This is a genomic window from Niastella populi (genome assembly GCF_002078015.1).
GTDB lineage: Bacteria > Bacteroidota > Bacteroidia > Chitinophagales > Chitinophagaceae > Niastella > Niastella populi.
This window is the reverse complement of sequence record NZ_LWBP01000078.1, coordinates 113,736-126,870: the sequence shown is the minus strand read 5'-3', so window position 1 is coordinate 126,870 and position 13,135 is coordinate 113,736. Positions and strand designations below refer to the sequence as shown.

General features: G+C 47.0%; 9 protein-coding genes. 5 read left to right on the top strand and 4 right to left on the bottom strand.

The features are described from left to right. The first annotated feature begins 203 nt into the window (after nucleotides 1–203). Nucleotides 204–4,574, top strand: a complete 4,371-nt coding sequence (locus A4R26_RS08820) for a CusA/CzcA family heavy metal efflux RND transporter (protein WP_081163418.1) — start codon at nucleotides 204–206, stop codon at nucleotides 4,572–4,574. Between the two features lie 7 nt (nucleotides 4,575–4,581). Then, entirely contained in the window at nucleotides 4,582–5,715 is a 1,134-nt protein-coding gene (locus A4R26_RS08815; protein WP_081163417.1) for an efflux RND transporter periplasmic adaptor subunit, read from the top strand. Nucleotides 5,716–5,818: 103 nt separating this feature from the next. Here the strand turns inward: A4R26_RS08815 and A4R26_RS08810 are convergent, their stop codons facing one another. The 4 genes from A4R26_RS08810 to A4R26_RS08795 form a co-directional block, all read right to left on the bottom strand. Next, nucleotides 5,819–6,139 (bottom strand): cupin domain-containing protein, encoded by a 321-nt coding sequence (locus tag A4R26_RS08810; protein ID WP_081163416.1) that lies wholly within the window; start codon nucleotides 6,137–6,139, stop codon nucleotides 5,819–5,821. Nucleotides 6,140–6,163: 24 nt separating this feature from the next. Then, on the bottom strand, nucleotides 6,164–7,357 hold the full coding sequence (locus A4R26_RS08805; protein ID WP_081163415.1) for a hypothetical protein: 1,194 nt from the start codon (nucleotides 7,355–7,357) through the stop codon (nucleotides 6,164–6,166). Between the two features lie 239 nt (nucleotides 7,358–7,596). Beyond that, entirely contained in the window at nucleotides 7,597–8,439 is an 843-nt protein-coding gene (locus A4R26_RS08800; RefSeq protein WP_081163414.1) for a glutamine amidotransferase-related protein, read from the bottom strand. Nucleotides 8,440–8,506: 67 nt separating this feature from the next. Next, complete coding sequence (locus tag A4R26_RS08795; protein WP_081163481.1) at nucleotides 8,507–9,175, bottom strand: SGNH/GDSL hydrolase family protein; 669 nt, start codon at nucleotides 9,173–9,175, stop codon at nucleotides 8,507–8,509. Between the two features lie 291 nt (nucleotides 9,176–9,466). Between A4R26_RS08795 and eat the strand changes: the two genes are divergently transcribed. The 3 genes from eat (at nucleotide 9,467) to eutC (ending at nucleotide 13,066) form a co-directional block, all read left to right on the top strand. Then, nucleotides 9,467–10,768: an ethanolamine permease gene (gene eat / locus A4R26_RS08790; protein WP_081163413.1), complete on the top strand. Its 1,302-nt coding sequence runs from the start codon at nucleotides 9,467–9,469 to the stop codon at nucleotides 10,766–10,768. 3 nt (nucleotides 10,769–10,771) lie between these two features. Then, on the top strand, nucleotides 10,772–12,151 hold the full coding sequence (locus A4R26_RS08785; protein WP_081163412.1) for an ethanolamine ammonia-lyase subunit EutB: 1,380 nt from the start codon (nucleotides 10,772–10,774) through the stop codon (nucleotides 12,149–12,151). Between the two features lie 153 nt (nucleotides 12,152–12,304). Next, a complete protein-coding gene (eutC, locus tag A4R26_RS08780) occupies nucleotides 12,305–13,066 on the top strand; it encodes an ethanolamine ammonia-lyase subunit EutC (protein WP_081163411.1) in 762 nt (253 codons plus the stop codon). Nucleotides 13,067–13,135: the final 69 nt, after the last annotated feature.

Below are 13,135 nucleotides of genomic sequence, written 5' to 3'. Positions count from 1 at the left end.
ATATTTTTCAACCTCCCCGTTGCGCTTAACAACAAAGCAGTTATTATTTATTGAAACGGCATGCAGGTCTTCATTTGCATGCGCGATCGTTTATTCGGTCAGGTAACGTTCATACTGTCCTTACAGATGTAAGGTACTTACTTCATACCTCTTACTTCGTAGGAGTAGCTGGCAGTGTGCATGTACCTGCAAAAAAGTATTTCATGATCCAATCCATCATTCGTTTTTCTATAAAGAACAAACTGGTGATCGGTTTATTTGTGCTGGGGCTTATCATCTGGGGCGGTTATGCTGTTACCCGTTTGCCCATCGATGCAGTGCCCGATATAACCGATAACCAGGTTCAGGTGATCACTTCTTCGCCGGCATTGGGCGCTCCCGATGTGGAACGGCTGATCACTTTCCCTATTGAGCAGGTTAACAGTACAATACCCGGTCTTAAAAAGATCAGGAGCTTTTCCCGTTTTGGCTTATCGGTGGTCACCATTGTATTTGAAGATAACGTCGATATTTACTGGGCCCGGCAGCAGATCGCAGAACGGTTGCAACAGGTGCAGAACCAGATCCCCGCTCAATTGGGCAAACCCGAACTGGGGCCGGTTACTACAGGCCTCGGGGAGATATATCAATATGTTGTACGACCGAAAAAAGGCTATGAGCATAAGTACGATGCCATGCAGTTGCGCACGATCCAGGACTGGATCATCAGGCGGCAACTGCTGGGCACGCCGGGTGTAGCCGACGTTTCGAGCTTTGGCGGATTGCTGAAGCAATATGAAATAGCGGTAAACACGTCACGCCTGAAATCGTATAACCTTACGATGAACGATGTGTTCAATGCGCTGGAAAAGAACAACCAGAACACGGGTGGCGCTTATATTGAAAAAGGCCCGGCCGTATTGTTCATAAGAAGTGAAGGGCTGATCACCAATGAGCAGGATATAGGCAATATAGTTGTAAGAATGACCGAAACAGGCATTCCTGTGCTGATGCGCGATGTGGCCACCATGCGTTTAGGCAGCGCTACCCGGTATGGGGCCATGACGTATAACGATCAGGGTGAAGTATCAGGCGCGGTAGTAATGATGCTGAAAGGAGAGAACTCGTCGGCCGTTATCAAACGTGTGAAAGAAAGAGTGAAAAAGATACAGCAAACCTTACCGGAGGGCGTGGTGATAGAACCATTTCTCGACAGAACGAAAATGGTGAACGCCGCCATCGGCACTGTTGAAACCAATTTGATAGAAGGTGCATTGATCGTAATATTCGTACTGGTATTGTTCCTCGGGAACCTGCGGGCCGGGTTGGTAGTTGCATCTGTTATTCCTTTGTCGATGCTGTTTGCTATCATACTCATGAATGTCTTTGGCGTAAGCGGTAACCTCATGAGCCTTGGCGCCATCGACTTCGGGTTGATCGTGGATGGCGCGGTGATCATTGTAGAAGCCGTAATGCACAGGTTAACTCATTCAAAGCATTTTGCCGGCGTGAACCGGCTTAACCAAAGCAGAATGGATGAAGAGGTAACGCATAGCGCCTCCAAAATGATGAATGCTGCCATATTCGGCCAGATCATTATCCTTGTCGTTTACCTGCCTATCTATTCTTTACAGGGTATTGAAGGAAAGATGTTCCGCCCCATGGCGCAAACGGTAACCTTTGCACTGCTTGGCGCCTTCCTGTTATCGTTCACCTATGTGCCCATGATGACCGCCCTGTTCCTCAGCAAAAAAATATCGCATAAGAAAACGTTCAGCGACCGTATGATGGCATGGCTCGAAAAAGGATATGAGAACGTGCTGGCAAAAATGCTGCGCTTTCCGAAAACGATCATTGCTTCATGCGTATTGGTCTTTGCATTGAGCTTATTCATCTTCTCCCGGTTAGGGGGAGAATTTATTCCGCAACTGGCCGAAGGGGATTTTGCCATCGAAACCAGGATGCTCACCGGCAGCAATATCAATTCATCGGTAAAGACCTTAACGCAGGCGGCGCATATCTTAAAAAGCCGTTTTCCCGAAGTGATAAAAGTAGTGGGAAAGAATGGCAGCAGTGAAATACCAACCGATCCCATGCCGCTCGAAGCCAGCGACCTGATGGTGATCCTGAAAGACAAAAAGAAATGGACAAGCGCTCATACGTTTGATGAACTGGCAGAGAAAATGCGGATCGCCCTACAGGATATACCCGATGCTACTTTCGGTTTCATGTACCCGGTGCAAATGCGTTTCAATGAGCTCATCAGCGGCGCCCGGCAGGATGTGGTGTGCAAGATCTATGGTGAAAACCTCGATACCCTTGCCCAATATGCCGGTAAACTGGTACCCATTGTTAAAAGCGTAGAGGGTACAACCGATCTGTATGTGGAAACCGTAACGGGAATTCCACAAATACTGGTCAGTTATAACAGGGTGGCCATAGCGCATTATGGGTTGAATATCGAAGATGTGAACCGCGTGCTCAATACCGCGTTTGCCGGACAAAGCGCCGGTCTTGTTTATGAAGGCGAAAGGCGGTTCGACCTGGTGGTTCGCCTCGAGAATACCCAGCGACAGGATGTTACCGATGTACAGAACCTGTTGATCCCAACGCCCACCGGTGCACAGATCCCGTTGAACCAGGTAGCAACGGTAAGCATTCAGGAAGGGCCCAATCAGATACAACGTGAAGATGCGAAACGCAGGATCGTCGTTGGTTTCAATGCGCTGGGACGCGATGTGGAAAGTATAGTTGCCGAAATGAACGAAAAGATCAAACAGCAACTGAAACTGCCTGCGGGTTATTATGTTGATTATGGCGGACAGTTCCAGAATTTGACCGAGGCAAAACAACGGTTGACGATCGCTGTACCGGTTGCGTTATTGCTGATACTGGTAATGTTGTATTTCGCATTTGGTAAGCTCAAATATGGCTTGCTGATATTTTCTGCCATTCCTTTATCTGCCATTGGCGGTATTTTATTCCTGTGGATACGGGGTATGCCTTTTAGTATCTCGGCAGGAGTTGGTTTCATTGCCCTGTTTGGGGTGGCGGTATTGAACGGCATTGTATTGATAGCCGAATTCAACCGGTTAAAACACCAGGGCATACACGATATTAAACAAATTATTATGGAAGGAACCCGTATAAGGCTTCGGCCCGTATTGATGACGGCCGCCGTGGCTTCACTTGGTTTTTTACCTATGGCGTTAAGCGGCGGCGCCGGCGCTGAAGTGCAACGCCCGCTCGCTACTGTCGTTATTGGCGGGTTGATCACCGCTACCTTGTTAACGTTGATCGTATTGCCGGTTTTGTACCTGTGGTTTGAAAAGAAGACGCCTATAGAATCATCAATGCCTAAAGCGATTGGGGTTATTTTACTGCTTGTATTATGCCATACGTCATTTGCGCAAACATGGGCCGGCCGTACAATGCCGCTGGAGCAAATGTTACAACAGGCCGGTAACAACAACCTGGCGCTGCAGGCCGGCCGCTCGGGTATCAATTACTGGAAGCAACTGCAACGGGCAACTACCGAATTACCCCGAACGCAGTTTGGTGCAGAATATGGCAACATCAACAGTTTGCAGAACGATACGCGTTTTTTTATAAACCAGTCGTTTGAGTTGCCGGTGGTGTACAGAAGGCAAAAGGAATTATACCAGGCTCATGAACAAATGGCGGGCAGCCAGGTAGCATTGAAACAACAGGAACTGCATAAAGCGGTTAAAACCGTTTTTTATAACATGGTTGACCTGCTCGAACGCCAGCGGTTGTTGCTGCGCCTCGATTCCGTTTACAGTCGTTTTCTGCACGCCGCTTCACTGCGGCTAAAAACGGGTGAAAGCACTATGCTGGAGAAAAGCAATGCCGAAACCCAGATGCTGCAACTTAAGCTGCAGCAGGAACAGGTAAAGGCCGATCTGCGGATAGCACAACAACAACTGCAATGGTTGCTGAACACACCCGACAGCCTGCTGCCGCAATACGAAGCATTGAAAAAGGAATATGGGTTTGAAAAAGATACAGCGGTCATTGCGGCCCATCCCGCGGTGCAGATACAACAGCAACAGGTAAAGGTGAACGCCGCCCAAACCAATATCGACAAGGCGCGGCTTTCGCCCGAATTTACGGTAGGGTACAGCAACCAGTCGATTGCAGGCTATCAGACAAAGGATGGTGTTACCCAGAAGTATTATGGTACCGGCGATCGTTTTCATGTATACCAGTTATCGGCTACCCTGCCCATCTTCAACAAAGCCGTAAAAGCCCGCATCAGGGCCGATCAGGCGCAGGAAGAAGCCGCCAGGATGGAAGCGGCGGCAACCAGTCAATACCTCGGCAACCAGTTGCAGCAGCTGAATGAAGCGTATAAAAAATATGCAGAACAGGTACGGTATTATGAAACAGACGGTTTGCAACAGGCGGCATTGATCACCCGCAATGCCCGGCTGGGTTTTGAAAAGGGCGATGTAAGTTATGTTGAGTGGACCCTGCAAATGAACAATGCCGTGCATATTGAATTGGGATATTTGCAGGCGGTGCACGCACTTAACAATACGATTATTGAGTTGGAATATTTAACCGGTAAATGATCACTACATGAAGAATTTGTTTTTATATATAGCCGTTTTGCTTTTATCTGTTTCGTGTTCGTCAACGGATGAAAAAGCGATAGAAAAACAAGAGCCCGCCGACGTAAGTTCGGTAACGCTCACCGAAGCACAGATAAAAAATGCCGGTATAGAAACCGGCCCGGTACAATCGCAAAACCTGAACTCCGTACTGAAGGTGAACGGGGTTGTGGATGTGCCGCCGCAGAATATTGTATCGGTAAGTTTTCCTTTAGGCGGTTACCTGAAGAATACCACTTTGCTGCCGGGGATGCATGTAAACAGGGGGCAGGTAATTGGCATCATCGAAGACCAGGGACTGGTGCAACTGCAACAGGATTACCTGATGGCGCTGGCCCGGTTACGTTTTTTGCAACAGGAATATGAGCGGCAAAAAGAACTGAGCGAAGAACAGGTGAGTGCGGCGAAAACCTTTCAACAGGTGCAGGCTGATCATGCGTCGCAGAAAGTTCTGGTAAAGGGGCTTGGTGAAAAACTGCGGTTGATAAATGTAAATCCCGCTTCGTTGAGCGAAAACAATATTTCGCGCAGCGTACCCATTTATTCACCCATCAATGGTTTTGTATCGAAGGTGAATGTAAATATCGGCAAGTTCGTGAACGCCACCGATGTGTTGTTTGAGCTAATAAACCCCGACGACATCCATGCCGCATTGACTGTTTTTGAAAAAGACATGGCTAAGATAAAGGTTGACCAACTGGTGAAAGTGTCCTTTGTTGACGAGCCGGATAAAGAATATGATTGCGAAGTGATACTGGTTACCCGTAACGTAGACGCCAACCGCAGCGGTATTATACATTGTCATTTCAAAACCCGGCCAAAGAACCTGTTACCCGGAATGTTTTTGAATGCCTCCATCCACCTGGAGAATGTGCCCTCGTTAACCGTACCCGAAGAAGCAGTAGTGCGATATGGCAACCAGCAATACATTGTACAGGCAACCGGTAAAAATGCTTTTCAACTGGTGAATGTAGAAACGGGCATTCGCGAGAATGACCGCGTGGCCGTTAGCGCAAACAACAGTGAGCTTTCAGGAATGAGTGTAGTTACAAAGAATGCGTATGCAGTGCTGGGTAAAATGAAAAATACGGCGGAGGAGTAAACCAATTTGTGAGTTGTTCAGTTGTTCAGTTCATAAGTTCTCAAATTCAGGAGCTCGCGAATAATATCGCGTTCGATAACTGAACAACTGAACAACTGAATAACTATGGTATTATATAATCTTCCCGCACCGGTGAAAAGGCATCGAGCACTTTAACCGCAGTACGGGCATAGGCGCTGTGTGGTACATTACCCGGAATGACATGCACCATGCCGGGCGTAAGCAACATTTTCTCGCCGCCGATCACCATTTCCAGTTCTCCTTCCATAAGATAGGTGATCTGTTCATGCGGGTGGCTGTGCTCGGGTAATTGCGCTCCCTGTTGTATCTCAACGAACGAAAGGGTTATTTTATCGCCATGAACAAAACGGCCGAATAAACCCGGCACAATCTCTTTGCCTTTAATGTCGTTAAGGTGTTGCATATGTATTTTTTTATAGAATGAGCATTACCGTTCAAAAAAACAAACGCTGCCGCCAACCCACTTTTTGTCTTTGTTGTAAGCTACGCCGATCATTTTTCCTTTGCTTAACCGGGCGAGGTTGATAACGGGTTGCGGCCGGTCCCAGCCTTTTTTCCACGCATACATGATCCTGATCTCCGCTTTGGCCGGCATGTCGGGTGTTTCAATGATCTCTGCATATTTTACTTTTCGCTGCAGGATCCAGTTGTGCGGGTCGGTTATTTTTTCGATATCCGCAGGTGTTATATCTATCACTACGCCTTGTCCCGCAAAGGAAAATAAGGGTTTTAAAACATAATTCTCCAGGTCGGCAGGCAGTTGTTTTATTTCGTTCAGAAAATAAGTGGCCGGCACATAAGGATGGTGTAACAACGGCAGGGTGTATTTACTGATGCGGTAAAACCAGTTGGGATGGGGCACCCATTGTACGTTCAGGTCCTGGGTAATGTCGGTAAAATTGCCAAGTGTATTTTTCTTTGTCTGCAATTCATCGAATATAACGCGGTTGTAAATGCGCTTTACCTGGGTTTTCTTACCGTTGCGCATATAATACAGGTCTTTTCCTTCCTGTATAAGTTCGGTAATGCAAACCGGTTGTATACCCAGGTATTCCTGTGTGGTGTAAAAATCGATCCGGGTCTTTTGTTCGTGTGGTTTTATTTCAAGCAAAATTGTGTTCTCTGCAGGTACATCACCGGTGATCACTTCCTTTAACAACTGCAGATAAGTTTCACGGTTCAGTCCGTTCAGGTACTGGCTGTAATTTTCTGGTATGGGGAAATATTCTCTGAAGAGATCGGGGTAAAATACCTGGAAGCCGAAGAGGGTAGGAAAGCCCTGCATTTCGATCAGCCGGGGTTCGGGTTCCCCTTCCTCATTGAGGCAAACGCCGAAATCGAAGCAGAACAGTTCGCAATGATCGCTTTCGTTGGGAACCCGTTCGCCGGCGGGGATGCCTGCTTCTGTCATTGATTTAAATGCCGGGTCGGTGATCACATCGACAATATGCTCGCAGGCCCCGATCATTTTACCGGCAAACAGCTTATCGGCAAAGACCGGTGTTTCGCACAACCTGAACGCTATGGCGCCGGGGTATTTACTGTTCAGGTCTTTTAAAAATGCTTCGTATTGCCGATCGGTAAAAGATGTATTAAATGTTTTCCGCAAACCGGGTACCATGAGTTGACTGTTTTGTAGGGAAAGATACGTAGAAGTTATTGTAAGAAAGTTGACGGGTTAACAAGTTGACTGGTTATTCAGTTATTCAGTTGTTCAGTTGTTCAGTTATTCAGTTATTCAGTTATTCAGTTCTGAGTTCTTAGTGCAGAAGAACGGTGAGTATCCCTATCAGTTTCCAGCGCGGCTGTTTCTGTATTGGCTTTAAGCCTTAAGCTGTTGGCCTTCGGCTGTATTTTATTTCACGATTGTCGATTCACGCCCCCTTTTGTCGCTTCAATTGCCATGTCGAGAAAATTGGGTAGTATATGCGAGTAGGTAAATAAGATCTTATCGGGGTCGTTGAGATGTTCGATCATGGACTGCCATTTTTCGAACCCATGGTTTTTGATCACCATTTGTTTTTTGTCTTCACGCTGCAGGTACCGGCTCATACCGGGCGCATCTGCTTCGGGGTGAAACTGGGTGCCCACCATATAATCGTTGAAACGTATGCCCATGATGGCCCTTTCGAGCGGCACATGCGGGCGTTCTTTTTCAATGGCCAGAATAACGGCGCCTTTTTTTTGCATTTGCTCATGATCGGGCTTCACCACCTGGTAGTTACGGCTGTCAACGGCATAAAATGGGTCGTGCAAACCATTGAAAATAGCCTCCTCTTTACTATTCAACTGCATATGAATCGGAAAAACGCCAAAAGCGGTGGATTTGCGTTTGGTAACTTTGGCTATGCGGAAGTATTGAACGGCCAGCTGAAAAGAGTGGCAGATAAAATATACATGTTTTTTGGGACGCTGTTCGCTGCGGTTATATTGCTCCAGTTCATAGATCCATTCAAAATACAACCGTTCCCATTCATGGCCGGTTATAAGCGGTGAACCGGGACCGCCCGAAGAAATGTAAACATCGTGATGCAGACCGGGCAGCTGGTATTTTTGCCGTACGTCGAATTCTTTGCATACGAGATTGATATTGTTTGCTTTACTATACTGCTGCAGAATGTCGCGGATGCAGCGCATCCCTTCATTTACCTGGCCCTCATACAGATCCAGCAGAGCCACTCGTATGGTTGTTGGTTTATTCATAGTATTATACAAAAATAACAAAGGTGTGCCACACTTCGAAAGTGTGGCACACCTTTCCCAAATGTTCCTATTTAACCAGCGCTTTCATCATTTCTTCGGCTACCAGCATGTTGCCTTTCTCGTTCAGGTGAACGCCGTCGCCGGTAAGAATTCCTTTGTCTTTGTTCTCTGTATTGTTGGCCAGGTTATAAGCAAGGAAAGCTTTGCGCAGATCAACCAGCGGACAGTTGTTCTTTGCTGCAACGGAACGAATGATATTGGCGTATTTGTTCAGATCGCCATCCAGCTCATTGCTGAAATCGGTTTTTTCGCCAATGGCAGCCGGTGTGGCCATTACCACTTTAATATTTTTTGCCTGTAATTTTTTGATGATGGCATTGTAAAATTGTTCAAATTTATTGGCATCGGTACCGGTGCCGCCTTTTTTATGCCAAACGTCGTTAACACCGATCCAGATCACCACCGTATTGGGATTTTTGGCCAGCACATCATCTTCCAGTCTTAAATACAGGTCTGTTACTTTATTGCCGCCGATCCCTGCGCCTACCAGTTCATACTGATCTTTCAATCCCTTTTGTGCAATCAGGTTGCCCAGCACTGTTATATAACCTGTTGGTGATACACCGGCCTGGGTAATTGAGTCGCCGAAGAAAACGATCTTTTGTTTTTGTTGCATTCCGGTAAAGCTTACTAAAGTAATAGCGATAAAAGAGGAAATGTACAGCAGCAGTCGCATAAATAAATAAGTTTTGAAAGTAATAAAAGGCACTAATGCGTACCGTTCAAATGGCAGCGAATCTAACCTTAAAATTTTAAAAATCTGTAGGCCGGTTGCTGTTTTTTGCAAAAATGCACGTTGATCAGCAGTGCCATAATTTGAGCCTAACTTACTGATTGATATAATTATAAATTCTTTTCCTGTTCTTTCCCAACTTTTAATTAGTTTGTAATATCTTAAGTTCTCATTGTTCTTACGGTTGCTTTAAAGTCCAAAACAACAGAAAGTTGGAATATTAAAACTAATTGCATGCATAGCAACCCTTCATTGAAAAAGGTATTGAAACCCGTGCACCTGTGGGCGCTGGCGGTAGGTTTGGTGATCTCAGGCGAATATTTTGGCTGGAACCTTGGCTGGCAGGTAGCAGGAACGGGCGGGTTGCTGATCGCAACCATCATCGTCACCGTCTTTTACATTACATTCATTTTCAGCTTTACCGAATTAACCGCTGCCATACCGCAGGCGGGCGGCCCGTTCACCTATGCATACAAAGCGTTGGGACCGGTGGGCGGGTTGATAGCCGGTTACGCCACGCTGGTAGAATTTTTACTGGCGCCCCCGGCCGTTGCTTTCGCACTGGGCAGTTATGTACATTTTCTGCACCCGGCATTGCCGGTATTGCCCGTTGCTATCGGGTGTTATGTGGTGTTCACGTTGATAAATGTATTGGGCATTAAAGAATCGGCGATGTTCTCGCTGGTAGTAACGCTGATGGCGGTGGCTGAACTATTATTGTTCATGGGCATAGCCGCGCCTGCTTTTCGCTGGGAAAATTTTAACCATGATCCCATGCCATTCGGCTGGGGCGGCGTATTTGCCGCATTGCCTTTTGCCATCTGGTTTTACCTGGCTATTGAAGGCGTGGCAATGGTGGCCGAAGAAGTGAAAGACCCGCAACGTACCATTCCCCGCGGATACATTTATGGCATAGTAACGTTGGTGCTGCTGGCTTTTGGGGTAATGTTCTTTACCGGCGGCGTTACCAACTGGCATAACCTGGCCGCTATCGATTACCCGTTGCCCGAGGCTATCAGTGTGGTTTTGGGTAAACAAAACAGCTGGACAAAAGTATTTGCGGGCATTGGTTTGTTTGGGTTGGTGGCTTCTTTTCATGGCGTAATTATCAGTTATTCGCGGCAGTTATATGCCATGGCCCGAAGCGGTTATTTACCCGAAGTGCTGGCCAGGGTAAATAAACGGTTTCAAACGCCGCATGCGGCAATGACCGCCGGTGGACTGGTAGGTGTTATTGCCTTATGTATTGGGAATACCGGCGAGGTGATCATTTTAAGCGCTTTGGGGGCGGTAGTGATGTATATAATCAGTATGATCAGTTTGCTGGTATTGCGGCGAAAAGAGCCGGCTATGGAACGGCCTTTCAAAGTACCTTTGTATCCCTGGTTCCCCGGAACGGCCCTGGTATTAGGGGTGGTTTGCCTGGTGGCCATTGTCTGGTATAACCCCTTAATAAGTATTGTATTCTTTGGCTTGTTGATCTTACTGGTTGTATTGTTTGTTGCGTTCAGAAAAGAGCACTCAATAACTAAATAACTGATGGCTTATCGTTACACCATACAGCAGCATACTTACCATTTTAATACATTGAGAGAACTGCTGGCGAAGGCAGGCCCTTTCCGTTCGGGCGATGCGCTGGCGGGCGTAGCGGCTGCTGATTATAAAGAACGGGTAGCAGCGCAATTGGCGCTGGCCGATGTACCGCTTACAAACTTTCTTACCGAACATGTTATTCCGTATGAACAGGACGAAGTAACCCGGCTCATCATCGATTCACATAATGCACAGGCATTTGCTCCGGTTGCCCATTTTACAACCGGCCAGTTGCGCAACTGGTTGTTAAGCGATGAAGCTACGCCGGCTGGTTTACGACAACTGGCGCCGGGATTAACACCTGAAATGGTGGCGGCCGTTTCAAAACTGATGCGCAACCAGGACCTAATCAGCGTGGCCCGTAAATGCGAAGTGGTTACGAAGTTTCGCAATACGATCGGGTTGAAAGGAAGGTTGTCGGTAAGGCTGCAACCCAATCACCCTACAGATGATCCCAAAGGAATTGCAGCCAGTATCGTTGACGGTTTATTATATGGCAGCGGTGATGCGGTGATCGGCATCAATCCGGCAACGGATTCACCGGCGCATGTGCAAATGCTGCTGCATATGCTCGATTCCATCATTCAGCGGTTTGAGATCCCAACGCAAAGCTGCATTTTAAGCCATGTAACCACTTCTTTACAACTGGTGCAGCAAAAGGCGCCGATCGATCTGGTGTTTCAATCTATAGGCGGTACCGAAAAGACCAATAAAAGTTTTGGTATTGACCTGGCTTTATTACAGGAGGCGTACGAGGCGGCTTTGTCGTTACAACGGGGCACGCTGGGTAATAATGTTATGTATTTTGAAACAGGGCAGGGGAGTTCCTTATCGGCCAATGCGCATGAAGGGGTTGATCAGCAAACCTGCGAAGCACGGGCCTATGCGGTGGCCAGAAAGTTTTCGCCCTTGCTGGTCAATACAGTGGTTGGTTTTATTGGTCCGGAATATTTATTCGATGGTAAACAGATCATCAGGGCGGCGCTGGAAGATCATTTTTGTGGTAAACTGCTTGGTTTGCCGATGGGAGTTGATGTGTGTTATACCAACCATGCCGAAGCCGACCAGGATGATATGGATAACCTGCTTACCTTATTAGGTGTGGCCGGCTGCAATTATATAATGGGTATTCCCGGCGCTGATGATATAATGCTGAATTATCAAAGCACTTCATTTCATGATGTGTTGTATGTGCGCAGGGTGCTTGGCCTGAAGCCCGCCCCTGAGTTTGAGCAATGGTTGTTGAAACAGGGCATCATGAATGAAGAAGGAACTTTGTTACCGGTGCAGGACAAGCATAAGTTGTTGCAATTGATGAATAGCTAAGTTCATAAGTTATTCAGTTGTTCAGTTATTAAGTTAATTTTTTAAGGGCGCTGATGCGCCCATGTTTACAGGTAATTAATAGCGGGTTTTGAACTGAACAACTGAACAACTGAACAACTGAATAACTGAATAACTGAATAACTCAATAATTGAATGGGTAACATAGAAAAACATATCGTTCAAACAGATCCCTGGGCTAATTTAAAAGAGTTTACCGCCGCCCGTATTGCTTTGGGAAGAACCGGCACGGCAGAGCCATTGCAGGCTTTGCTGCAATTCAGGCTGGCGCACGCCCATGCGCGTGATGCGGTTTATGCGGTGTTGGATCAGCCGGTGTTATTGAACGAATTGCGATCATTACAACAGGCATCTTTTACCTTACAAACACAGGCTGCCAGCCGCAGCGAATATTTGCAATACCCACATAAAGGACGGCGGCTGCATACGGCATCGCATGATCAGTTAACGGAATTCAATAGTACCGGTTATGATCTTTGCCTGGTGCTGGCCGATGGATTATCTGCCACGGCTATTAACAGCCATGCCATTCCCGTTCTGAAATTATTGCTGCCGCTATTTGAAAAAGCGTCACTATCGGTTGCGCCTGTATGTATTGTACAGGAAGGCCGGGTGGCCATTGGTGACGAATGCGGCCATTTGTTGAAGGCAAGGCTGGTTGCGGTGCTTATAGGAGAAAGGCCCGGATTGAGCTCACCCGATAGCTTAGGCGTATATCTTACCTGGCGCCCTGCGCCGGGGTTAACCGATGAAGCACGCAACTGCATTTCCAACATCAGGCCGGAGGGATTGAACTACCCTGCTGCGGCAGAAAGGATATTCTATATGATCAGTGAATCATTGCGGCTGCAACTTTCGGGCGTTGGTTTGAAAGACAATGGAAGACTAATTAGCTAATGTGATAATTCGATAATTAGCTAATGTGATAATTCGATAATTAGCTAATGGAATACAGGGAATTTTGGA